Below are 25,315 nucleotides of genomic sequence, written 5' to 3' on the forward strand. Positions count from 1 at the left end.
GTATGTCGAAACACAAATTTACGATTCATTTAAAGAAGCCATCTTTTTGGCTTCTTTTTTTATCGGACAACAATGAATAAAATTATCTGAAAAAGATTTTCTATTATCAGTTAATGCTATTTTATTCAAAAACATTAAGAAAACTATAGATATTGAAGAACTAGCATTTCAACTTCATGTAAGTAGATCCACATTAGATAAAAAAATAAGAAAACGCACTAAAAAAAATATAAGTCAGTATATAAGAGAATTTAAATTGGATTATGCCCTTAAATTAATTTTCTTGGGAGAAAGAAATATGCAGTTTTTAGGGGAAGAAACAGGTTTTAATTCTTTGTCTTATTTTTCGACTAGTTTTAAGAAGTATGTAGGCATGACTTTAAGAGATTATGTTAAGTCTACTCAAATATAAAATATTATTTTAATTAACAGCATTTATTTTTAAATCATGTATTACTAATAATGTTAAAATCCTTCATATTTAGTAATATAGAAGTTTTAGTCTTAATAAATTAAAGCTAATATTTTGATAAAAAGTAGACCTTCAAAAGAAGTTTGGAATAATTTTGAAACTTCTTTAAATTCATATAAAATTAAAAGGATAACTTGGGTTTTATATTTTTGCCTTACACTTACTATATTTGTTTTAATGATGGCCATTGTACTTTTTTTTTAAAGTTCTGTAAAGCCTTTGCATTTAGAACAAAAATATATTTTTCTGATTTTCACAAAACTCCTTTTTAAATTAACAGTAGTTTTTTAGTAGCTATCAATAAAAGTAAATGATTTTATTTTTTTACTTGGTAACTTTACTCAGTAGGTTTAACTCTTATCATACAGCTTACTGAAAATTTTATTCGGGGGGATAAAACGAATTAATTATAATATTTAATGTAAGCTGTTATGATAAGTTTTTAATTTTATTAAAACATAGGTTCAAATAATTGTATAAAATTATTTATTTCTATATTTTTTTTGTCTTCTTAAAATATAAAAGCTTATTTTTTAGTGTTGGTCTCCCCGATACATCCATTTTTTTATAACTCAGAATTCAGTTTTAGTAAATAACTCTGAAACGATATTATTCTAAAAATTATTTATTTCTATACTTTTTAAGATAATAATTATCGTCAAAAATTACCATGTTTGTTTCGAGTGGAATAATGCTAGTTTTATTTAGAGTTGCTCTGCCTTCATTTTTTTGTTTCAGTTACTTCTAGACTGACAGTGATAAAGATTCAGGGTATAGTTTCTCGTGGTGTTGTTTCATCAACAATTAGTTGTTATTTTAAAAAGAGGATCTAATTTATGCTTTTGGTAATTGTAGCGTTACTTTAGTCCCTTTTCCAAGCTGACTTTCTAATTTTATTTTTCCATAATTTCTTTCTAAAAATGTTTTTACAATATAAAGTCCTAAACCTGTTCCTTGAATGCCATCAGTATTGCTGGCTCTGTAAAAAGTATTAAATAGTTTTGGTTGATCTTTTTCTGGTATTCCAATACCAAAATCTACTATTTCAACTTGAATTTCAGATTTATTAGAAATTAGTTTCATTCTTACATTTTTACAATTTTCAGAGTACTTAAAGGCATTATTTAGTAGGTTAAATATCGCATACTCTATTAAGTTTTTGTCTGCAATAATTAAAAATTGATTTCCTTCAAAATATAGATCTACTTTTTGGCCTTTGATATTGTTGCTGAAACTGGTGTCGATTATAGAAATACAGAGTTCTTTTAAATCGAATTTTATTGGCTTGAAATTAGTCTTCCCAGAGTCATCTTTCGATATTATCAGGACTGAATTCATTAAGTCAATAATTCGGTCAATTTCGCCTGTGATTCTGGTTGTTTGTTTTCTTAGATTTTGGTCACGTTGAGAATGTTGATCTTGAATATACATTTCCATTAATTCAGCACTTGTTCTAATGGTTGTCATTGGAGTTCTAAACTCATGAGAAATGGTAGAAACTAAATTAGTGCGTAGTTCATTTAATTCACGTTGTTGTTTAAGTGTTTTTTCAATAACAAATTCGGCTTCTTTTCTTTTTGAAATATCCCTTGTACTAGTTTGAATTCTTATAGGAACTGCGTTTTCAAAAACGATTTTAGCATCAGTTTCTAACCAGATGTATGCTCCTGTGGAATTTATATAACGGTATTCATTTCGGGTCGGTTCATGGTTTGAATTGAGATTATCAAAATCAATTGTCATTCTTTTAATGTCTTCTGGATGCGCAAAATCTCTAGGGTTTTTTCCAATTAGGTTTTCTGAGGTAAATCCAACTAATGCTTCTATAGAAGGAGATACATATTGAAAAGTCATATTTAAATCATGTAAACATACTAAGTGCATTGTATTATCTGCTAAAAGGCGATATAAGCTTTCAGCTTTATTAAGTTGGATGTTTTTGTTTTCGTTGTTTTCTTCTAGTAATAATTTGTTTTGTTGCTCAATTTTTTTGATTTCTGTTATATCAGTTTGCGCACCAATCATTCGTATCCCTTTGTCTAATTGGTCGCGAATAATATAGGCTTTGTCTTTTAGATGGGCATAAGTGCCATCAGATTTTAAATAACGGAATTCATCATACCAAGTACTTGCTTTGCTTTTAATTGTTGTTTTGAGGTTTTTATGAACTCTTTCTAAGTCATCAGGATGAATAAGAGTATTAAAATCGTGAGTGTTTAAATGGTTATTGCTATTATTTAATTTATGGCCAAATAACTTCGTGTAATTTTCTGATATTATAATATTTTCAGAGCCTATTTGCCAATCCCAAATTACATCAGAAGTAGCCATGTTGACATATGTAAAACGTTCATTGCTGATTTTTAGCTCTCGTTCTGTTTTTTTCTGCGCTGTTATGTCGTTGAATGAACAAATTACGTAAAGTAGTTGATTAGTATGTCCAAAAACTGGAATTGCATCAACTAATAACCAAATTAAATCATTGGTTACAGGACGACGGACTCCCATTACTATATTATTTATTGGTTTTGATTTATTTATAGCTTGAGGAACGGGGTGCTCTTCAGGTTTAAAGGCGGAACCATCTTCGTGAATTACCTTCCAATCTTCGTCAAAAGATGTTTTACCTAAAAGTTGGTCTTGCGTGAGTCCTAGCATTTCACAAGCAGCCTTATTGTTTTCTATAATTTCTGATTGGGGCCCTTGAACTAATATACCAACAGCAACGTTTTCAATAACGCTTTTTACAAGTTGACGGTTTTTTATAATTTCATTTTGTATTTTTGTGTTTTCAGTGATGTCTACGCTAAAGCCGATCATCATTGCCAGAGTCTCGTTGTCATTAAATACAGGAGTGAATTTTCTACTATGAAAAGTTTCTTCTCCAAAGGCATTACATAATCGTTCATCCCATGACAACGTTTCTTTATTTTGAATCGCTTTATTAAATTTAGTGCGTCTTTCAATTGCAAAATCATCTGTTCTATTGGTGTGTTTAGCATATTCAAAATCATCTTTTCCAATAATATATTCCCTGAGTTCTTTGTTTTTAATGGCAACAGGGTTCAAATATAGATACTTGTGATTAGGAGCAAATACGGCAACATCTGTTGGTAAACAGTCTAAGATAGTTTCGTAAAATTCTTTTTGTAGTTTTAGTTCTTGCTGACTTTCTATAAATTCTGTGATGTCCCTACAGTTTCCAATATAAAACTGTTCGTTATTTTTTTCTATCAGATTAATCTTTGAAGAATGCCAAACATAGTGTCCTTCTTTGTGTAATACTCTATAGACTAGTTCTTTATCTTTTATCTCATTTAATTTAATGTTACTTAAAAAATAAAAATACTTTTCAGTATCTTCTGGATGAATTATTGCCGAGTTGCTTTTACCAATGACCTCATGGACTTCATATCCAAGTGCTGAGGTGATATTTGTAGAAATATATGTAATTTTTCCATCTAAGGTATGTTCGTAAATAATTTCGTTTATAATTTCAATAAAGGATTGAAATTGGGCTTTTGTTTCACTTAGTCGTTTTTTTAAATCAGAATTTTTTGCACTTAATGCTAATGTAGATTCTATTTGGGAAACACATTGGTTTATGATTTTTAATTCATGTTTGCTAATTCCTTCAGTTTTTTTATTTAGAATACAAAGACTTCCAGAAATTAATTTATTTGATGGGTTTATTGGAAAACCTGCAAAAAATGTGAATGTTTCTTCATTATCATTTAATTGATAGTTGCAGTTTTGATTTATACCAGAAAGAATCAAAATTTCATGTTTATTTGCAAGTTCATTAAAGTGTGAAATTTCATTTGGGGTATTGAAATTCTCTAATCCTTTTTGAGATAATATAATGTTATTTTGTTCTAATTTTAGTGAAATAAATACATGCGAAACGTCACAAATATCTGTTATGTAGTCTAAAATAGTATCAAATTCTTTTTTAAGTGTGCTTTCTGTTAAGTCTAAATTTAAGGAATGCGAACTAGAGCTTGCTTCTGAAATATTCATTTTTTTTTCAATTATGGGTTATGGTTTCGGGACTTAAATTGATTGTGTAAAACTACAGTAATTTAGTCATTTATAGGAGAAGCGAATTAACGTACTAAACTTTAATTTATTTAACTCTTTTATCCGTAAAAATATGATTGAGATACAGATGTGTTTTTGAAACCAATAAGTTTTTAAAATAATATTTGATTTGGTGGTTTTTTTTTAAATGATAATTCAATTTATTTTTTCGATACAGTTTATTGGTATTTCTTTAGAATAAGGTGTTATTTTACGATAATTTAGATTCTTTAAAATTGATTTTCAAAAATCAAACTTTGTATATTTGCTTGCTTAATGCAAAATAATAATGATTTCTAAAGCGACTATAGATACTGTTTTTGAAACTGCTCGAGTAGAGGAGGTTATTGGTGATTTTGTCCAATTAAAAAGGGCAGGAAGTAATTTTAAAGGACTAAGTCCGTTCTCTGACGAGCGTTCTCCATCCTTTATGGTTTCCCCAGCCAAAGGGATTTGGAAAGATTTTAGCTCTGGAAAAGGAGGCAATTCTGTGGCTTTTGTAATGGAACACGAACATTTTACCTATCCGGAAGCAATTCGATACTTAGCTAGGAAATACAATATAGAAATAGAGGAAACAGAGCAGACAAATGAAGAAAAAGCAAATACAGATATTCGAGAGAGTATGTACTTAGTTTCTGAATTTGCAAAAGATTATTTTCATAAAACACTTTTAAAATCTGAAGAAGGAAAAGCTATTGGTCTTTCTTATTTTAAAGAAAGAGGGTTTACTAATGAAACCATTGAAAAGTTTAGTCTTGGATATTCTCCGGATACTTGGGATGCCTTTACCAAAGAAGCACTTGGAAAAGGTTATAAATTAGAGTTTCTGGAAAGTACAGGTTTAACAATTGCTAGAGAAGACAGACCCTTTGACCGTTTCAAAAGCCGCGTTATGTTTCCGATACAAAGTATGTCAGGAAGGGTACTTGGTTTTGGAGGAAGAATATTGACCAATGATAAAAAGGCGGCCAAATATTTAAACTCACCAGAAAGCGATATTTACCATAAGAGTAAGGTATTGTACGGGATCTTTCAAGCCAAACAGTCTATTGCCAAACTTAATAATTGTTTTTTGGTCGAAGGTTATACTGACGTTATTCAGTTTAATCAATCTGGAATTGAGAACGTAGTTGCATCTTCTGGGACAGCATTGACACCAGATCAAATTCGTTTAATTAATAGGCTAACAAAAAATATTACTGTCCTTTTTGATGGTGATGCTGCTGGATTGCGTGCTTCCGTTCGAGGAATCGATTTGATTCTGGAAGAGGGGATGAATGTAAAGCTTTGTACTTTTCCAGATGGAGAAGATCCAGACAGTTTTGCCAAGAAAACATCTCATGATGATTTAGTCGCTTATCTCGAAAACAATGCAAAAGATTTCATTCAGTTTAAAGCATCGCTTTTGATGAATGAAGCAAAGAATGATCCAATAAAGAAAGCCGATTTGATTCGGGATATGGTAGTTAGTATTTCTAAAATACCAGATAGAATCCAACGTGAAATATACATCCAGGAATGTTCCCGAATAATGGATATTTCAGAGCAGGTGCTAATCAGTACTTTGGCACAGTTAGTTCAGAAAGACAATGCTGAGGTTGGTAAAAAACAAAAGCAAGAATACAAGGCGTTAGAAGTTGTGAAAAATGAAAATCCGACCGATGCTGAAAAGGTGGATATTCTTTATCGTTTAGAACGAAAAATAATAGAGATATTGCTTCTCTATGGTGATAAAACGGAAGAATTTGAAGATGTGCTTTTAAAATCAAATGGAGAAGGTGAGATTGAACATGTGATTGAAAAAAAGGAATACAAAGTATTTCATAGAATCTATTTGAGCCTACAAGAAGATGAGGTTGAATTAGCAAATCCGTTGTTTCGGGATATATTCAATGATCTGATTAACTATTTTCTTCAAAATGATGGTTTCAGTTTAGAACAATATTTGATGCATTTGCAGCCAGCGTTTGCCCAAGAGGTTACTGATATTTTAATGGAAGATGAAAGAGTTGTTTTGCACAATTGGGAGGGACAAAATATTTTTCCAAAATATAAAAAGGACACGATAGGTCAAAATGTCTCAGAGACTATTTTAACGCTGCGCTGGTATTTAGTAGGTAAAATTATTGAAGAAATAAAAAGCTCCATAACATCTGAATCAGATAATACGGAGCCTATGACTATGATTAGAGATTACCTCGGTCTAACTTCTGCTTTTTCGAAAAAATTAGGACGGGTTATGTCTCGATTTTAATTATACTATTTCTAATGTTTTTGCTTTGTTTACTAAATCAACTAGATTAGTAACATTGAGTTTCGTTAATAAACGCAATTTGTAGGTACTTATCGTTTTCTCGTTAAGGCCTAGAATTTCAGCAATTTCATGATTCTTTTTACCTCCACTTAAATAACGCAACACTTCAACCTCACGATTGGAAAGTTTTCGATACAAACGTTCGCTTTTGCTTTGTTTCGCAATTAAGGCTAGGTTTTTCTTCACGGTTTCATTCATGATGATCTTTCCTTGATTCACTTTAATAATTGATTGACCTAAGGTCTCCAATTTTTCTGTTTTGTGAACAAATCCTGAAACACCTGCTTTAATTGCATTTGGTGCATAAATCTGTTCTGAAAGACCGCTGAATATAATAATTTTCGTCTTCGGAAAGTTTTTCAAAATAGATTTGACTTCAAAAATACTGGAAAGACCTTCTAATTCTAAGTCTAAAATTAAAACATCAATTTCTTTGGTTAGAAGAATATCACGAATCATTAAAAAATTACCAACATTGGCAACTAATGATATTTCGGCGTGATCTTTAAAATACGATTTCACTCCGAAATGAACTACCGGGTAGTTATCTGCTACGCATACTTTTATCATGATTTTTAGTTTTAGAGTTTTTTGTCACAAATTGTTATTAAATATAAAAAAATTTAGGTATTATTCCTAATTATATGGATAAAAAGACTATTAATATCGATTAACTAAACAAACAGGTATTTCTTTCATTTTGTGTTGGTTAATTTTATTCAAGCGTTTGTATATTTCAAACACTATTTTTTCTCTTCCAGAGAAGTCAGTATTAGCTTTTCCTTCTTCGTCTTGAATCATAGCCCATTCTAATTCATCATAAGTAGCACCTAACTGTGCTTCATCCGTTTTTTCGTCACCAAACAGTCCGTCAGATGGAGCCGCGTTTAAAATGGAAGCAGGAACTTTTAAGTATTCGGCTAACATAAATACTTCCGATTTCATTAAATCGGCAATTGGACTAAGGTCTACGCCACCATCTCCATATTTTGTAAAAAAGCCAACGCCAAAATCTTCTACTTTATTTCCTGTCCCCGCTACTAATAATCCATGCACTCCTGCAAAATAATATAAAGTGGTCATTCGCAAACGAGCACGTGTATTTGCAAGTGTTAGATTTAGCTTGTGTTCTTCAAAGTCAGTAGGAACCTCATTTTTGAAAGTTTCAAAAACAGATGTTAGATCTGCGAGTGTATCTGAAACATTTGAAAATCTATCTTTCAATTGTTGAATATGCTCACGTCCGCGGCTAACATGGCTTTCATGTTGATGAATAGGCATTTCAATACATAAAACCTTTAGTCCCGTTTGTGCACACAAAGTTGAGGTTACCGCTGAATCTACTCCGCCGGATATCCCAACAACAAAGCCATTTACTTTTGCGTTTTCAGCATATGTTTTTAGCCAATTGACAATATGGGTGTTCGCACTTTCAACTTGAAGCGTGTTTTTTTTAATCATAATAGTTTACGTTTTAACAAGCAGGAATGTATATTTGCAAAATCATTCAAGTGCGCGCTTCTTTTTCTCATTCTATAGAGTGCAAATTTAAAAAAAAAATAATGAAAAAATCTCACATTTTGATGCTTATATGTCTTTTTTTACTATCATGTGGTAAAAAAAGCAAAACAGAGAATGCAATCAATGATGTTGCTGTAGAAATAAAGGTAGAGCGATTCGATAAAGTGTTTTTTGAAACGGAACCAAAAGACCTATATAAAGTAAGAAAACAGTTTCCTTTTTTCTTTCCTCCAGGAAATGATGACGCCGTGTGGTTAAATAAAATGCAGGATCCTCTTTGGAGAGAATTATATTCAGAAGTTCAGAAAAAATATGCGAATTTCGAACCTGTCAAAAAGGACCTGGAAGAGCTTTTTAAGCATATGAAATATTATTTTCCTGAAACGAAGACGCCAAAAGTGATTACTGTAATTTCTGAAATGGATTATAATAATAAAGTCATTTATGCGGATAGTCTTGTAATTATTTCGCTCGAAATGTACTTGGGAAAAGAGCATAAGTTCTATCAGTTTCCTAAGTATATAAAGCAGAACTTCGAGGAAAGCCAAATTATGCCTGACGTAGTTGCGAGTTTTTACAAACGAAAAGTAGCGCCAGATACTTCTAAAAATTTATTGTCTAAAATGATAAATTCAGGAAAGGAATTGTACATGAAAGATGTGTTGCTGCCTGATTATAGCGATGCCGATAAGATGGGATATACAAACGAGCAGATAGAGTGGTGTAATCAAAATGAGAGTTATATGTGGCGCTATTTTATCGAAAAAGAAATGCTCTATAGTGATGATCAAAAACTGATTCCGCGTTTTATAAGTCCAGCACCTTTTTCTAAATTTTATTTAGAAATCGATAATGAAACACCGGGCCAAGTTGGTGGTTGGATAGGATGGCAAATAGTTCGCTCCTATATGAAAAACAATGAAGTATCTTTGCAGCAATTATTAGATACAAATGCTAAAGAAATATTTGAAAAATCAAAATACAAACCTAAAAAGTAATGTCAGATAAAAACAGATCAGAAATTAAATTTCTTGTAGAATTAGATGAAAACCGTGTTCCGGAAAAACTATTGTGGTCGGCAAAAGACGGAGGAGTAGAGTTGGAAGAGGCAAAGGCAATTATGTTGTCTGTGTGGGATGGTAAAGCCAAAGAAAGTATGCGTATTGATTTATGGACAAAAGAGATGCCTGTAGATGAAATGAAAATTTTCTTCCATCAAACCTTGGTGGCAATGTCAGATACTTTTCAACGTGCCACAAATGATGAAAAAATGGCGGATACTATGAGGGATTTTTGCGAGTATTTTGCAGAAAAACTAGAATTGAAGAAGTAAGATCAAATTCTTCTGTAAAGCAAAACATCCCAAAGCTTAAATTTAAGTTTTGGGATGTTTTTTTTATTTGGAAGTGAACGTGCTCTATTTTTTAAAACTGACCACCGCTCTTGAAAATTTCTTGATTTACTTCGTCGATATAGTTTAAAACATCTTCTTTTCCTAACGATTCTGTTGCAGAGGTTACGAAATATTGTGGCATTTCGGCCCAATTATTAGCAAACATACTTTTCTTATATGCCGCAATATGCGAATCAATTTTTACTTTACTGATCTTGTCTGCTTTAGTAAAAATTATACAAAAAGGAATTTCGCTCTCTCCCATATAAGACATGAATTCAATATCTATTGTTTGAGCTTCATGACGGATATCGATTAAAACAAAAGCACAAACCAACTGTTCTCTTGTTTCAAAATAATCGGTTATAAACTGTTGGAAAACTGATTTTGTTTTTTTGGATACTTTAGCATAACCATATCCAGGTAAATCAACTAAGAACCAATTGTTGTTGATTAGGAAATGATTAATTAGCTGTGTTTTTCCGGGTCTTCCAGATGTTTTAGCTAATTTTTTTTGGTTTGTCAGCATATTGATTAATGAGGACTTTCCAACATTAGACCTGCCTATAAAAGCGTATTCTGGCAAACGGTCTTTTGGACATTTGCTCACATCGGAGTTGCTAATTACAAATTCGGCGGTATTGATTTTCATATTTTTTTGTATAAAACTTCTTTTATGGAAGAGAGGTACTTATAAATTGGATTTAGTTAGCCATTCTTCAAGCAAACGATTGAACTCTTCTGGATGTTCCATCATTGCTGCGTGACCACATTTGTCAATCCAGTATAAGCTTGAGTTGGGTAATAATTTGTTAAATTCTTCAGCAACATCCGGAGGTGTAACTTTATCATTTTTACCCCAAATAATACACGTTCGTACATGCATCTTTGGAAGGTCTTTAGCCATGTTATGACGAATGGCACTTTTAGCAATTGTTAATGTTTTGATTAATTTTATTCTGTCATTAACTGTTGCGTAAACTTCGTCAATTAATTCTGGTGTAGCAATTGCAGGGTCGTAGAATACGTCTTCAGCTTTTTTCTTGATATACTCATAGTCACCTCTTTTTGGATAACTATCGCCCATGGCGCTTTCATACAATCCGGAACTTCCTGTTATTACAAGTCCTGCCACTTTTTCAGGGTACATTTTTGTATGGTATAAAGCAATATGTCCTCCAAGTGAATTCCCAAGAAGAATTACTCTGTCAAATCCTTTAAAAGTGATAAAATCCTTAACGTATTTAGCGAAACTTTTTACGTTTGTTTTTAAAATATTTTGGGTATAGATAGGTAGATCCGGAATAACAATTTTGTATCCTTTTTCAGAAAAATGACTGGCTACGGCATCAAAATTACTCAATCCCCCCATTAGCCCGTGTAAGATTACAATTGGCGTTCCTTCTCCAGCTTCATAATAGCTGTATTTACCTTCCTTCTTATAGTTTTTTTCCATGTTTTTGAATACGGATTTTCAATTTTCACAAATATAGTATTTAAAAAATTAAAAAGAATTTTTGAAAACATTTTTTGCTCCTATTAATGCCTTTTGAACTTATTTGTCATTAAGAGCGTGAATATTATATAAAAAAAGTTCTTTTTAAGGTGTTTTTCTATTGTAAGTAAAAAGGTGTTTTAGTTAAAATTTTGAAAATAATCAGGTCGGAATTTACATAGTTTAAACTTTGTTGTGAATAACTTATAAAATAGCTAATAGTCTGACAGTCTGTGAGTCTTGCCTCTAAGGGATTTTGCTTGGATGTGGTTAAACTTATTAACAAAGTGGTAGATAGTGGTAAATAGTGGTGATATTTTTCATATTTTTGCTCTATATCATTTTAAAACTATTCTATTGAATACAATTGTTGGAACATATGAATGTAAGGTCGATGCTAAAGGAAGGGTGCTGTTGCCGGCGCCTTTGAAAAAGCAATTGACACTTTCCCTTCAAAGCGGTTTCGTTTTGAAGCGTTCAGTTTTTCAGCCTTGTTTGGAGTTGTATCCTATGGAAGAATGGAATGTGATGATGGCAAGAATTAATAAGTTAAATCGGTTCGTAAAAAAGAATAATGATTTTATTCGAAGATTCACCGCGGGTGTAAAAGTGGTAGAAATAGATTCTTTAGGGAGACTGCTGATCCCTAAAGATTTAGTGGCTTTTGGTAGTATTACTAAAGAGGTTGTGTTTTCTTCCGCTGTTAACATAGTGGAGATTTGGGACAAAGATTTATACGAGACATCGATAAATGGTGAAGACGTAGATTTTGCAGATTTAGCAGAAGAGGTAATGGGAAATATAAATGACGACGACAATGGAATATCATAATCCGGTTTTGCTTCAAGCATCAGTAGATGGTTTAAATATCAAGCCTGATGGCGTGTATGTAGATGTAACCTTCGGTGGAGGAGGGCATTCGAAAGAAATATTAAGTAGGTTAGGGCCAAACGGAAAATTGTTTGCTTTTGATCAGGATGAGGACGCTTTGGCAAATGCTTTACCAGATGAGCGATTTACACTTATTAACGAGAATTTTAGATTCATCAAACGTTTCTTGCGTTTTTACGGTTTGAAAAGTGTGGATGGAATTTTAGCTGATTTGGGAGTTTCCTCTCACCAATTTGATGTTGCAGAAAGGGGTTTTTCTACTCGTTTTGATGCTGGATTGGATATGAGAATGAGTCAAAAAAACGACTTAAATGCTTACAAAGTAGTTAATGAATATGACGAGGCAGACTTAAAGAGAGTGTTTTTGGATTATGGAGAATTGAAAAATGCTCCTGTTTTGGCAAGGACCATTGTTGAGGCTAGAGAAGTACAGCTTATTAAGACTACCGATGAGTTAAAGGAGGTTTTGGCAAAATATTTACCAGAGAGAGTAAGAAATAAAATACTAGCTCAAATCTATCAAGCTATTCGAATTGAGGTAAATCAAGAAATGGATGTTCTAAAAGAATTCTTGGAGCAGTCATTAGAAGTGTTAAAACCAGGAGGTCGATTAAGCGTTATTTCATATCACTCATTAGAAGATAGATTGGTGAAGCGATATGTAAAAAACGGGATGTTTGAAGGCGAGCCTGAGCGCGACTTTTATGGTAATTTTTCTGTGCCGTTTAAGACGATCGGGAAGCTAATAGTACCAGACAAAGAAGAGATAAAGTTAAATAATAGAGCTCGTAGTGCTAAATTAAGAATAGCAGAAAAGATATAATTCAGAATGAAAAACGGTGTTTATAACATATTAAAAGCGAGATTTCTAATCGATGATGACGCGATGAAAAATTGGCGTTTTATCGTTTTTCTTATTCTTTTAGCGATAATCATGATTGCTAATACGCAGCGTTTTGAACAAAAAGTTTTTAAAATTGCCAAATTAACAACCGAAGTGAAAGAATTAAGATCCGAATTTGTTGATAGACGTTCTCAGTTGATGAAGTTGAAAATGGAATCTACTGTTTCTGAAAAAATGATGGAAAAACAAATTTTCCCATCGACTGTTCCTCCAATTAAAATAAAAGTAAAAAAAGAAGAAGAGAAAACTTTTCTAAAAAAAATATGGCAGTAGAAGATAAACACATATCATATAGAATCTATCTCGTTGCATTTGCTATCTTTTTGGTAGCGATCGCTATTGCTATTAAGTTAACTAATATTCAGTGGGTTGAAGGGGATTATTATAGAAAATTAGCCAAAGAGAGAACGGTTAAAAATTTTGTTATTCCTTCAAATAAAGGAAATATTTATTCCTCGGATGGAAGCTTATTAGCGACTTCAATTCCTAATTATGAAATACGTTTTGATGCTTTAGCGCCAAAAATGGAAATATTTGAGAAGAATGTTCAGTCACTATCTGATTCGCTGGCATTTGTTTTGGGTAAATCAAGTAGTTTTTATCAAAATGAACTGAGAAGAGCGAGAGCAAATAATAATCGTTATTACTTAATTGCCCGGGATTTGAGTTATACAGATTATATAAAAATTAAAGGATTTCCCTTGTTTAAATTAGGTGCATATAAAGGTGGAATTATAATCGAACAAAAAACGGTTAGGGAACATCCAATAGGTAAAATTGCCGAACGTACAATTGGCTATGAAAGAATGAGACCTGAAGGTACTTATGACGGTAAAGGAATCGAATGGGCTTACAGGAAATATTTGAATGGGAAGGACGGTAAAATTCTGAAACAAAAAATAGCAAAAGGACAATGGAAACCCATTCGTGATGTTAACGAAGTGGATCCTCAAGACGGCTACGATGTAATCTCAACGATAGATGTTTACATACAAGATATTGCACATCATGCTTTATTAAAACAATTACAAGAGTATGAGGCAGATCATGGTTGTGTCGTGGTAATGGAAACCGAAACTGGAAAAGTACGAGCTATTTCTAATTTAGGCAGAGCCGATGATGGAACTTATTATGAAACTACTAATTATGCCGTTGCTGAATCCCACGAACCAGGGTCGACGTTTAAATTAGTTGATTTAATGGCAATTCTAGAAGACAAGGTAGCTGATACGAGTACCGTTTATGATAGCCATGGAGGTATAGTTAAGTATTATGGAAGATCTGTACGCGATTCACATACGGGTGGTTATGGGAAAATTTCGTTAGCTCGTGGATTTGAACTTTCATCAAATACAGTTATGGTTCAGGCGGTTTATGAGAATTACAAAAGCAATCCATCAAAATTTGTAAATCATATTAGAAATTTTGGTTTGGATAAAACTTTAGGATTGGATCTTAAAGGAGAAGGAAAACCGATTATTCCACATCCTGGAGATAAAAGCTGGTCAGGAATTTCACTTCCGTGGATGGCATTTGGATACGAAGTTTCAGTTACTCCAATGCAGACATTGGCATTTTATAACTCTGTAGCAAATAATGGAGTAATGGTAAAGCCGCAGTTTGTTTCCGAAATTAAAGAATGGAACAAAACAATTAAGAAATTCGATACAGAAGTGATTAATCCAAAGGTTTGTTCGCCAGAGACAATTAGAAAATTAAAGGCTGTCTTGCAGAATGTTGTTAAAAAAGGAACAGGTTCTAAATTATATTCGAAAGATTTTTCTATGGCAGGAAAAACAGGAACGGTTCAGATGAATTATGGTGGGAAAGAAGGAAAGTCTGCCTTGTATTATGCGTCTTCTTTTGTTGGATATTTTCCAGCAGATCATCCTAAATATTCATGTATTGTAGTAGTACATAAACCTAATACAGCAAAAAATAATTATTATGGAGCCGATGTTGCGGGGCCTGTTTTTAAAAGAATTGCACAAAAGATTTTTACAGATGTGCCATCGACAAATGAAATAAAAAACATAAACAGAAAAGTCCCAAAACAAGAAAATAATTACAACAACTATTTTGCTAAATTACAAAAGCCACAGCAGCTAATTCCAAATGTAAAAGGTATGCCTGCAATGGATGCAATTGCTTTATTAGAAAATTTGCATTTAAAAGTAAAAGTAGTTGGTAAAGGGAAGGTTACGACACAATCGCTTCAAGCGGGTCACAATATAATAAATAACACAACTATAACATTAGAATTACTGTGATTATACTAAAAGACATATTATACAAAGTTGCAATCGAAGCCGTACATGGTTCGGCTGAAGTTGCTGTAGGTAAAATCGAATTTGATTCAAGAAAAATTGAAAAGAACGACATTTTTGTAGCTATACGTGGTTCTGTTTCAGATGGACATGAGTTCATTCAAAAAGCAATCGAATTAGGGGCTATAGCAATCGTCTGTGATACTTTTCCAGAAAATTTCGAAAAAGGAATCACATACATACAGGTGAAAGACACCAATAAAGCATTGGCCTTCATGGCGGCTAATTATTTTGGAAATCCATCTGAAAATTTAAAGTTGGTTGGTATTACCGGAACAAACGGGAAGACTACTATCGCTTCTTTATTATATCAATTATTCAAAAAAGCAGGTTTTAAAGTAGGATTGATTTCTACTGTTAAGATATTGGTTGATGAAATCGAATACAAAGCCACACATACTACGCCAGATTCAATCACTATTAATCATTATTTAGCAGAAATGAGAAATGCAGGTGTTGAGTATTGTTTTATGGAAGTGAGTTCTCACGGGATTCATCAAAAGCGAACAGAAGCATTGCATTTCGTAGGTGGAGTTTTTACTAATTTATCACATGATCATTTGGATTACCATCCCACTTTTGCTGAATATAGAGATGTGAAAAAATCATTTTTTGACAACCTTCCAAAAAATGCTTTTGTCTTAACTAATGTTGATGATAAAAATGGTGCTGTAATGTTGCAAAATACAGTAGCGAATAAACGAACTTATGCTTTAAAATCATACGCAGATTATAAAGCTCAGATTCTCGAAAATCAATTGTCAGGTTTGCTTTTGAAGATTGATGGGAATGAAATTTGGGTTAAACTAATAGGAACTTTTAATGCCTATAATGTTTTGGCAATTTATGGAACTGCAGTTGAATTAGGAATGGACAGTTTAGAAACACTTCGTTTATTGTCTGAGCTAGAAAGTGTTTCAGGAAGATTTCAATACATTGTTTCTACTACAAATATCACAGTAATTGTCGATTATGCTCATACTCCTGATGCGCTGGAGAATGTTTTGAAAACAACTAATGATATTCGAACTAAAAATGAGCAGTTGATTACTGTTGTAGGTTGCGGTGGAAACAGAGATAAAACCAAACGACCAATTATGGCGACTATCGCCTCTGAATTGAGTGATAAAGTAATTCTTACGTCTGATAATCCAAGAAATGAAAATCCAGATACGATTATCCAGGAGATGGAAGTAGGTGTTGCGGCAGAGAATTATAAAAAAGTATTGGCTATAACGGACAGAAAGCAAGCTATAAAAACAGCTTGTCAATTGGCGCAGCCAAACGATATTATTTTGATTGCAGGAAAAGGACATGAAACCTATCAGGAAATCAATGGTGTGCGTCATGATTTTGACGACATGAAAATAGTGAAAGAGATATTAGAACAACTTCATAAATAGTAAAAATATGCTGTATTATTTATTTGAATACTTAGACAAAACATTAAATATTCCAGGGACTGGAGTGTTTCAATACATAACATTTAGATCGGCATTAGCCTTTATACTTTCTTTGCTATTGTCTACAGTTTATGGAAAAAGAATCATCCGTTTTTTGCAAAATCAGCAAGTGGGGGAGACGGTTCGTGAATTGGGATTAGCGGGTCAAAATGAAAAAGCGGGGACGCCAACTATGGGAGGTTTAATCATCATATTTGCTATTCTGGTGCCTGTTATGCTGTTTGCAAAACTACAAAACATTTACATTTTGTTGCTGATTGTAACAACTTTGTGGATGGGAACAATTGGGTTTGTAGATGACTATATCAAAATATTTAAAAAAGACAAGCAAGGATTAAAAGGGATTTTTAAAGTTTTTGGACAAGTGGGGTTAGGTCTTATTGTTGGGACTGTTCTTTATTTTAGTCCTGCAGTAACCGTGAGAACGGATACAGGAAAAGGAGATGTTTTTAGAACCACAACAGAAACGGTTATCACCGAAAGTCCAGTTGAAGAAAAATCTACAGCCACTACAATTCCGTTTTTTAAAAATAATGAATTCGACTATGCGGAATTATTGGCTTGGACGGGTGAAGGATATGAAAAATGGGCCTGGGCAATTTTTATCCCAGTTGTTATTTTTATCATCACAGCGGTTTCAAACGGAGCAAACTTAACAGACGGAATCGATGGACTCGCTGCGGGCACCTCGGCGATATCGGTTTTAGCATTGGGGATTTTCACCTTCGTTTCCGGAAATATTATTTTCTCTAATTATTTAAATATCATGTATATCCCTAATTCAGGAGAAATGACGGTGTTTATTGCGGCATTTGTGGGATCGCTTATTGGGTTTCTTTGGTACAATTCCTATCCGGCATCGGTGTTTATGGGTGATACTGGAAGTCTGACTATCGGTGGGATTATCGCGGTGCTGGCAATTGCAGTTCGTAAAGAATTATTAATTCCGCTATTATGTGGTGTTTTTTTAGTCGAAAATTTATCTGTGGTATTGCAGGTTAGTTATTTTAAATATACCAAAAAACGCTTTGGCGAAGGCCGAAGGATTTTCCTGATGGCGCCGTTGCATCATCACTATCAAAAGAAGGGATATCATGAAAGTAAGATTGTAACCCGATTTTGGATTGTAGCGATATTGTTAGCGATACTTTCGATTATTACTCTAAAATTAAGATAGTATGAGACTAGTAGTTTTAGGAGGAGGAGAAAGTGGAGTAGGTACTGCCATTTTAGGTAAGAAAAAAGGATATGATGTTTTTGTATCTGATTTTGGAAAAATAAAAAACAATTACAAGGAAGTTCTTATAAGTAACGGTATTGATTGGGAAGAGGAAAGACATACAGAGGATTTAATTCTAAATGCTGATGTAGTCATGAAAAGTCCAGGGATTCCAGAGAAAGTTCCGATTGTTAAAAAATTGATTGAAAAAAGAATTCCGGTAATTTCTGAAATAGAGTTTGCGGCTCCTTTCACAAAAGCAGTTACAATTGGAATTACGGGAAGCAACGGAAAGACGACAACAACTATGTTAATCTATCACTTGCTTAAATCGGCAGGATTAAATGTAGGATTAGGCGGAAATATAGGTAAAAGTTTTGCTGAGCAAGTTGTAGATGACACCTACGATTCGTACGTACTTGAATTGAGTAGTTTCCAGTTGGACGGAATCGTGGATTACAAACCGCACATTGCTATTATTACGAATATTAGTCCGGATCATTTAGATCGATACGAATATAATTATCAAAATTATATTAATTCAAAGTTCAGAATCACAATGAATCAAACCGAGGATGATTACCTCATTTATGACGCAGATGATGAAGCCATAACAACATGGTTAGAAAACAATAAAACGAAAGCAAAACTAATCCCTTTTTCATTGACAAAAACATTCAACGAAGGAGCCTTTATACAAAACAATAAAATGGAAGTAAAAATCAATCAAGATGAATTTTTAATGGAAACAGAATCTATTGCCTTAGAAGGAAAACATAATATGAAAAATGCAATGGCAGCAACCTCTGTGGCAAAATTGATGCAAATAAGAAAAGCAACAATCCGTGAAAGTTTATCTAATTTTCAAGGAGTGGAGCACCGTCTTGAGAAAGTATTGAAGATCCAGAATGTACAATATATCAATGATTCCAAAGCGACTAATGTAAACGCTACTTTTTTTGCATTGGACAGTATGAACATGCCAACAGTTTGGATTGTTGGAGGTGTTGATAAAGGAAATGATTACAATGAATTAATGTCATTAGTACGTGAAAAAGTGAAAGCTATCATTTGTCTTGGAGTTGATAATAAAAAAATAATTGATGCTTTTGGTAACGTTGTTGATATGATGGTTGAAGTTACGAATATGAATGATGCTGTTAGAATGGCGCAACGATTAACAGAAAAAGGGGATGCCGTTTTATTATCACCTGCCTGTGCTAGTTTTGATTTGTTTGAGAATTATGAAGATAGAGGAAATCAATTTAAACAAGCGGTTCATAATCTATAGTCGAATGACAATGTCTTTTTTGGAAATAAAATAATAAAAATGAAACAACTAATAAGCAATCTAAAAGGAGATAAAGTAATATGGTCATTCGTGGCTTTATTAGCTTTGTTTTCGTTTATGCCTGTTTTTAGTGCGAGTAGTAATTTGGCTTATTTAGGACATGGAACAGGAAATACCTTGGGTTATTTGGTAAAGCATTTAGCACATATATGTATTGGTTTTCTAATTATTTTTCTTGTACACCGAGTGCCATATCATTATTTTAGAGCAATATCTAAAGTGGCATTGCCAGTTGTTTGGATTTTGTTGCTTTATACATTAGTCAAAGGAACCGTGATCGCTGGAGCAAATGCCAGTAGATGGATTCAAGTTCCTTTTATAGGAATATCATTCCAGACTTCCACTTTGGCATCTGTTGTCTTATTCATATTTGTCGCTAGATATTTGTCTAAAACTAGAGAAGAGCCAATTACTTTTAAGGTCTCGTTATGGGAGCTTTGGTTGCCTGTGTTTATTACTTTGATTCTAATTTTACCGGCCAATTTCTCGACTACCGCATTAATTTTTGCAATGATACTCATGTTGGTGTTTATTGGAAAATACCCATTAAAATATATTGGAGCTATTATAGGTTCTGGAATTCTATTTCTTGCTTTTTTTGTTCTTGTAGCTAAAGCTTTTCCTGACTCGCGATTTTTTAGTAGAGTAACAACTTGGGAAAGCAGAATCGAAAATTTCAGTTCAGACAAACCTGATGAAGATGATTACCAAATTGAGAAAGCAAAAATTGCTATAGCATCGGGTAAAATATATGGACTGGGTCCTGGTAAAAGTGTTCAGAAGAATTTTTTACCGCAATCCTCGTCTGATTTTATCTATGCCATTATAGTAGAAGAATATGGTCTTGTAGGTGGTTTTCTAGTTCTTATTTTATATTTATTATTGTTGTTTCGATTCGTGATTGCTTCGCATAAGGCCAATACACTTTTTGGAAAGTTAGTTGTTGTGGGTCTCGGTTTTCCGATGATTTTTCAAGCTATGGTTAATATGGCCGTCGCGGTAGAGTTGTTGCCGGTAACGGGTCAGACGTTGCCATTGATAAGTAGTGGAGGTAGTTCGATTTGGATGACTTGTTTTGCGCTGGGAATCATTATAAGTGTGACGAAGAAAGACGAAGAAATTGAGGAAGAACTGAAGACTGCCGCTAAGCGTGAAGAAGCGCTTCAAAAACTAATCGATGCCGAATTAGATTCAGAAAAGGAAGTCATAGAGGATTATTCGATTACAGACAAAGCGGCAAACCCAATGAGCGCAGTTTTGAATAGATAATATTTTTAAGGGATAAAATAATTTAAAATTAAATAATTTCAATATAATGAGGCAATATAAATTCATATTAAGTGGTGGAGGAACAGGTGGGCATATCTATCCTGCGATTGCTATTGCCAATGAATTAAAATTACGCTTTCCTGATGCTGAATTTCTTTTTGTGGGTGCCAAAGATAAAATGGAAATGCAAAAAGTACCTCAAGCCGGTTTCCAAATTAAAGGATTGTGGATTGCGGGTTTACAAAGAAGAATAACTTTACAAAACATGATGTTTCCATTGAAATTAGTAGATAGTTTATGGAAAGCAAAACAAATCATAAAAGAGTTTAAACCGGATGTAGTGATTGGAACCGGTGGTTTTGCTAGCGGACCATTATTGAAAATGGCTAGTATGATGGAAATTCCTACGGTGATTCAAGAACAAAATTCATTTCCGGGAATTACGAATAAGTTATTAAGCAAAAAAGCGGATGCAATCTGTGTTGCATATGAAAATTTAGAACGATTTTTTCCCAAAGATAAAATGGTCTTGACTGGGAATCCTGTTCGTGAGGATTTAATTGACATTGAAAGTAAAAGAGTAGCTGCTATTGAGTACTTTAATTTAGATGCTACTAAAAAAACACTATTGGTTCTTGGCGGAAGCCTTGGCGCAAGAAGAGTAAATCAGTTGATCGAAAAAGAATTAGAAAATATTCAAAACCAAGAGGTGCAGATAATCTGGCAATGTGGGAAATTGTATTTTGAGGATTATAAAAAATACAATTCAAATACTGTTCAGGTTGTCGCTTTTATCGAAAGAATGGATTTTGTATACGCAGCTGCAGATGTTATTATTTCCAGAGCGGGAGCATCGTCAGTGTCAGAGTTGTGTATTGTAGGGAAGCCAGTATTATTTATCCCTTCGCCTAATGTAGCTGAAGATCATCAAACTAAAAATGCAAAAGCTATTGTTGATAAAAAAGGGGCACTTTTATTGAAAGAATCTGAGCTTGATGCAGAGTTTAGCTTGGTTTTTGAAGCATTATTAAAAGATAAAGGAAAGCAAAATCAATTAAGTGAAAATATTAAACAGTTAGCAATGCCGAAAGCGACAAAACAAATTGTTGACGAAATTGTGAAACTAATTAAAAACAAATAAAAACATACTTAAATCAATATGAACTTAAACCAAATACATAACGTCTACTTCATCGGCATCGGTGGCATCGGAATGAGTGCTTTGGCTCGGTATTTTAAAAATATTGGGAAACAAGTTGCGGGTTATGATAAAACCCCTACGACTTTGACAAAAGAATTGATAGAGAGTGGTATTGTAATTCATTTTGAAGACAGTATTGATTTGGTTCCCAAAGATTATTTTGTCGAAAATACTTTAGTTATTATTACGCCTGCTGTTCCTGGAACACATTCAGAATGGAACTATTTTAAAGAGCGTGAATATCATATTAAGAAAAGAGCAGAAGTTCTAGGGATAATAACTAAGGATACGTTTTGTTTTGCGGTTGCGGGAACGCACGGGAAAACAACTACATCCAGTATTTTAGGTCATATTTTATATGACAGCGGCGCAGATGTTACTGCTTTTATAGGAGGAATAGTTGAAAATTATAATTCGAATTTGGTAGGAGACGGAAAAACAGTTACCGTAGTTGAGGCTGATGAATTTGACCGTTCATTTTTGCATTTGCACCCCAATATTGCTTGTATTACATCAATGGATGCAGATCATTTAGATATTTATGGGACTAGTGATGCGATAGAAGAGTCATTTGTGGAGTTTGCAAACAAAGTAGAAGATAAAAGCAGATTATTTATAACTAAAGAGTTGCCTCTAGAAGGAGTTACTGTGGCGGTCAATGAAGATGCTGTTTATAGTGCTATAAATGTTAGAATTGATAATGGGAGTTACATCTTTGATGTAAAAACGCCAAATGGAATTTTAAAAGATTTTCGTTTTGGATTGCCGGGAAAACATAATTTAATGAACGCTCTAATGGCTATAGCAATGGCAATAAATTTCGGCACCCCAACCGATGCTATTGCAATAGCTTTAGCTTCATTTAAAGGGATAAGAAGACGATTTTCTTATCAAATAAAAACGGATGATTTAGTGTATATCGATGATTATGCACATCATCCTACTGAGATTAATGCTGTCTATCATGCGGTTAGAGAATTATATCCCGATAAGAAGATTCTTGCGGTATTTCAGCCCCATTTGTTCAGCAGAACAAAAGATTTTGCGGATGATTTTGCCAAGAGTCTATCTCAATTTGACGAGCTTTTGTTGATGGATATTTATCCTGCTCGTGAATTACCGATGGAAGGAATAACATCGGAATGGTTATTGGGTAAGGTAGATAATAAAAATAAGAAATTAGTTTCAAAAGAGAACGTGATAGGAACTATTCTGGAGAGTGATGCTCAAATAATCGTGACGATAGGAGCAGGAGATATTGGAGAATTAGTAGGGTCAATTAAAAAAGTACTCAATGAAAATATTTAACTGGACAAATATGAGATTAGTGCTCATGATTGGGGTTGTGATTTTCCTTTTTTCATTTACTTCAAATCGAAATGAAAAAAGAAAACTCACTAAATCTGTAGTTGTTTTTGTTGGAGATAATGCTCTTTTTGTAAAAAGAGAAACGGTTAATAAATTGTTAATAGAAAATAATAAGAACGCTTCAAGCATTGGAAAAGATGAAGTAGCTTTGAATGAGCTAGAGAGAAGACTGAATTCAAATAAGATGATTGAGAAATCAGATGTATTTGTGAGTATTGATGGTGTTCTAAAAGCAGTAGTAAAACAAAAGACTCCGGTAGCAAGGGTTTTTGACGGGAATGACTCTTTTTATATTGATTATGAAGGGAGTGTAATGCCATTGTCAAATAATTTTACGGCCAGAGTTCCACTTGTTTCAGGGATGATTAATAGAAATAATACCGAAAAATACGCCCAATTATTTCGGGTTATTTATGATGATGATTTTTTGAAAAAAAACATCATTGCTGTTGAAATTATGCACAATGGAAGGTTGAAAATGCTGAATAGGAATTATAAATATGAGATTGATTTTGGAAATTCCGCAGATATGGAACAAAAATTCAAAGATTATAAGGCTTTTTTTCAAAAAGCAGTTTTAGACAGTTCGTTGTATAAATATAAAAAAATAGACCTGAGATTTACAAAACAAGTAGTTTGCACTAAATAAATAGATAATGGAAAAAGAGAATGTTGCAGTGGGTCTAGATATTGGGACAACCAAAATTGTTGCCATGATAGGCAAGAAAAACGAATATGGTAAGTTGGAGATTCTAGGAGTTGGTAAATCTAAAAGTTTAGGTGTTGCCAGGGGAGTAGTGAATAATATTACGCAAACCATTCAGTCAATCCAACAAGCAATTCAAGAAGCTGAGAATAACTCAGGTTATAAAATTAAGGATGTTGTAGTAGGAATTGCAGGTCAACACATACGCAGTATTCAGCATACGGATTATATCAGTAGAAATAATCCTGAAGAAGTAATAGGAGGAGCTGATATTCAACTTCTGATTGATCAGGTGAATAAATTGGCTATGTTGCCAGGGGAAGAAATTATACATGTCCTACCTCAAGAATTTAAAATTGACGGTCAATCTGAAATCAAAGAGCCTATAGGAATGTATGGCGGAAGACTAGAATCTAGTTTTCACGTTGTAGTTGGTCAAGCCTCTTCTATTAGAAATGTGGGTCGTTGTATTCAGAGTTCAGGAATTGAATTATCAGGATTGACATTGGAACCATTAGCTTCCTCTGACGCTGTATTGAGTCAGGAAGAAAAAGAAGCTGGAGTTGCCTTGATTGACATAGGTGGAGGAACTACAGATTTAGCTATTTTTAAAGATGGAATTATACGTCACACAGCAGTTATTCCTTTTGGAGGAAATGTAATTTCTGATGATATAAAAGAAGGATGTTCAATTATTGAAAAACAAGCAGAATTATTAAAAGTAAAATTTGGTTCCGCTTGGCCCGGTGAAAACAGAGATAATGAAATTGTTTCTATTCCTGGATTAAGAGGAAGAGAGCCAAAAGAAATTTCTTTAAAAAACTTGTCAAAAATAATTCACGCACGTGTTGTGGAAATTGTGGAGCAGGTTTTTACGGAAATCAAAGCCTATGGACATGAAGATCCTCGCAAGAAATTAATTGCAGGAATCGTTCTTACGGGTGGAGGTGCTCAATTGAAGCATATTAAGCAGTTAGTGGAATACATCACAGGGATGGATACCAGAATAGGATATCCAAACGAGCATTTAGCTGGTGATTCAGACGAAGAATTTTCTAGTCCATTATATGCTACAGCGGTAGGATTAGTAATGAATAGCATCGAGAATAAAACACATAGTGCTGTCAAAATGGATGAAATAGCTCCGCCAAAAGCAGCTGCTTATCGTGCCCCAGTTGTGGATCATTATGATAGAATGGTCGAAGAGGAAGAAGTTGAAACAACGAGTAAAGCGAAGAATGAAGAATCTACTGGAGACAAGATAAAAAGATCATTTTTTGATCGTTATGTCGATAAGATTAAAGATTTTTTAGATAACGCAGAGTAGGGCATCGACCC

General features: G+C 33.3%; 22 protein-coding genes. 16 read left to right on the forward strand and 6 right to left on the reverse strand.

Annotation, left to right across the window (positions count from 1 at the left end; genetic code table 11):
* Positions 1–151: 151 nt before the first annotated feature.
* Entirely contained in the window at positions 152–412 is a 261-nt protein-coding gene (locus AC4PRO_RS11605) for a helix-turn-helix domain-containing protein (RefSeq protein ID WP_492117496.1), read from the forward strand.
* A 92-nt stretch (positions 413–504) separates the two neighbouring features.
* On the opposite strand, the gene AC4PRO_RS11610 is transcribed toward AC4PRO_RS11605, so the two are convergent.
* Complete coding sequence (locus tag AC4PRO_RS11610) at positions 505–660, reverse strand: hypothetical protein (RefSeq protein ID WP_492117459.1); 156 nt, start codon at positions 658–660, stop codon at positions 505–507.
* Between the two features lie 646 nt (positions 661–1,306).
* Positions 1,307–4,492, reverse strand: coding sequence for a sensor histidine kinase (locus AC4PRO_RS11615; RefSeq protein ID WP_492117460.1), 3,186 nt, complete (start codon positions 4,490–4,492; stop codon positions 1,307–1,309).
* A gap of 349 nt (positions 4,493–4,841) precedes the next feature.
* On the opposite strand from AC4PRO_RS11615, the gene dnaG reads away from it, so the two are divergent.
* Positions 4,842–6,809: a DNA primase gene (dnaG, locus tag AC4PRO_RS11620; RefSeq protein ID WP_492117461.1), complete on the forward strand. Its 1,968-nt coding sequence runs from the start codon at positions 4,842–4,844 to the stop codon at positions 6,807–6,809.
* Here dnaG and AC4PRO_RS11625 read toward each other — a convergent pair whose 3' ends face one another.
* Together AC4PRO_RS11625 and nadE are read right to left on the reverse strand one after the other, a co-directional pair.
* Positions 6,810–7,439, reverse strand: a complete 630-nt coding sequence (locus AC4PRO_RS11625) for a response regulator transcription factor (RefSeq protein WP_074721562.1) — start codon at positions 7,437–7,439, stop codon at positions 6,810–6,812.
* 90 nt (positions 7,440–7,529) lie between these two features.
* The gene (nadE, locus tag AC4PRO_RS11630) at positions 7,530–8,330 is read right to left on the reverse strand and encodes an NAD(+) synthase (RefSeq protein ID WP_492117462.1); all 801 of its coding nucleotides are present in this window, start codon (positions 8,328–8,330) and stop codon (positions 7,530–7,532) included.
* Positions 8,331–8,431: 101 nt separating this feature from the next.
* On the opposite strand from nadE, the gene gldB reads away from it, so the two are divergent.
* Together gldB and gldC are read left to right on the forward strand one after the other, a co-directional pair.
* On the forward strand, positions 8,432–9,388 hold the full coding sequence (gldB, locus tag AC4PRO_RS11635) for a gliding motility lipoprotein GldB (RefSeq protein WP_074722048.1): 957 nt from the start codon (positions 8,432–8,434) through the stop codon (positions 9,386–9,388).
* Complete coding sequence (gene gldC / locus AC4PRO_RS11640; RefSeq protein ID WP_074721558.1) at positions 9,388–9,723, forward strand: gliding motility protein GldC; 336 nt, start codon at positions 9,388–9,390, stop codon at positions 9,721–9,723. Before gldB ends, gldC begins: the two co-directional genes overlap by 1 nt.
* A gap of 91 nt (positions 9,724–9,814) precedes the next feature.
* Here gldC and yihA read toward each other — a convergent pair whose 3' ends face one another.
* Positions 9,815–10,435: a ribosome biogenesis GTP-binding protein YihA/YsxC gene (gene yihA, locus AC4PRO_RS11645; RefSeq protein ID WP_074721556.1), complete on the reverse strand. Its 621-nt coding sequence runs from the start codon at positions 10,433–10,435 to the stop codon at positions 9,815–9,817.
* A gap of 39 nt (positions 10,436–10,474) precedes the next feature.
* The gene (locus AC4PRO_RS11650; RefSeq protein WP_074721554.1) at positions 10,475–11,239 is read right to left on the reverse strand and encodes an alpha/beta fold hydrolase; all 765 of its coding nucleotides are present in this window, start codon (positions 11,237–11,239) and stop codon (positions 10,475–10,477) included.
* Positions 11,240–11,635: 396 nt separating this feature from the next.
* Here AC4PRO_RS11650 and AC4PRO_RS11655 point away from each other — a divergent pair, with 396 nt between their 5' ends.
* From AC4PRO_RS11655 to ftsA, 12 genes are read left to right on the forward strand one after another with little or no spacing between them, the layout of a single operon-like run.
* Positions 11,636–12,109: a division/cell wall cluster transcriptional repressor MraZ gene (locus AC4PRO_RS11655; RefSeq protein ID WP_492117463.1), complete on the forward strand. Its 474-nt coding sequence runs from the start codon at positions 11,636–11,638 to the stop codon at positions 12,107–12,109.
* Entirely contained in the window at positions 12,084–12,992 is a 909-nt protein-coding gene (rsmH, locus tag AC4PRO_RS11660; protein WP_175460255.1) for a 16S rRNA (cytosine(1402)-N(4))-methyltransferase RsmH, read from the forward strand. The genes AC4PRO_RS11655 and rsmH overlap by 26 nt, the downstream gene beginning before the upstream one ends.
* Positions 12,993–12,998: 6 nt before the next feature.
* Positions 12,999–13,346 carry an FtsL-like putative cell division protein gene (locus AC4PRO_RS11665; protein ID WP_074721550.1) on the forward strand — a complete coding sequence of 116 codons (348 nt, stop codon included), beginning with the start codon at positions 12,999–13,001 and terminating at the stop codon, positions 13,344–13,346.
* Positions 13,337–15,343 carry a penicillin-binding transpeptidase domain-containing protein gene (locus tag AC4PRO_RS11670; RefSeq protein ID WP_492117464.1) on the forward strand — a complete coding sequence of 669 codons (2,007 nt, stop codon included), beginning with the start codon at positions 13,337–13,339 and terminating at the stop codon, positions 15,341–15,343. The genes AC4PRO_RS11665 and AC4PRO_RS11670 overlap by 10 nt, the downstream gene beginning before the upstream one ends.
* Positions 15,340–16,803 carry a UDP-N-acetylmuramoyl-L-alanyl-D-glutamate--2,6-diaminopimelate ligase gene (locus tag AC4PRO_RS11675; protein ID WP_492117465.1) on the forward strand — a complete coding sequence of 488 codons (1,464 nt, stop codon included), beginning with the start codon at positions 15,340–15,342 and terminating at the stop codon, positions 16,801–16,803. Before AC4PRO_RS11670 ends, AC4PRO_RS11675 begins: the two co-directional genes overlap by 4 nt.
* 7 nt (positions 16,804–16,810) lie before the next feature.
* Positions 16,811–18,040 (forward strand): phospho-N-acetylmuramoyl-pentapeptide-transferase, encoded by a 1,230-nt coding sequence (mraY, locus tag AC4PRO_RS11680; RefSeq protein WP_074721544.1) that lies wholly within the window; start codon positions 16,811–16,813, stop codon positions 18,038–18,040.
* Between the two features lies 1 nt (position 18,041).
* On the forward strand, positions 18,042–19,373 hold the full coding sequence (murD, locus tag AC4PRO_RS11685; RefSeq protein WP_492117466.1) for a UDP-N-acetylmuramoyl-L-alanine--D-glutamate ligase: 1,332 nt from the start codon (positions 18,042–18,044) through the stop codon (positions 19,371–19,373).
* A gap of 39 nt (positions 19,374–19,412) precedes the next feature.
* A complete protein-coding gene (locus AC4PRO_RS11690) occupies positions 19,413–20,702 on the forward strand; it encodes an FtsW/RodA/SpoVE family cell cycle protein (RefSeq protein ID WP_074721540.1) in 1,290 nt (429 codons plus the stop codon).
* 46 nt (positions 20,703–20,748) lie between these two features.
* Positions 20,749–21,843: an undecaprenyldiphospho-muramoylpentapeptide beta-N-acetylglucosaminyltransferase gene (gene murG / locus AC4PRO_RS11695; RefSeq protein ID WP_492117467.1), complete on the forward strand. Its 1,095-nt coding sequence runs from the start codon at positions 20,749–20,751 to the stop codon at positions 21,841–21,843.
* 18 nt (positions 21,844–21,861) lie between these two features.
* Positions 21,862–23,211, forward strand: coding sequence for a UDP-N-acetylmuramate--L-alanine ligase (gene murC / locus AC4PRO_RS11700; RefSeq protein WP_492117468.1), 1,350 nt, complete (start codon positions 21,862–21,864; stop codon positions 23,209–23,211).
* On the forward strand, positions 23,198–23,920 hold the full coding sequence (locus tag AC4PRO_RS11705; RefSeq protein ID WP_492117469.1) for a cell division protein FtsQ/DivIB: 723 nt from the start codon (positions 23,198–23,200) through the stop codon (positions 23,918–23,920). The genes murC and AC4PRO_RS11705 overlap by 14 nt, the downstream gene beginning before the upstream one ends.
* Positions 23,921–23,927: 7 nt before the next feature.
* A complete protein-coding gene (gene ftsA / locus AC4PRO_RS11710; protein ID WP_074721532.1) occupies positions 23,928–25,304 on the forward strand; it encodes a cell division protein FtsA in 1,377 nt (458 codons plus the stop codon).
* Positions 25,305–25,315 lie beyond the last annotated feature (11 nt).

The organism is Flavobacterium sp. DW-iso2 (assembly GCF_058725285.1).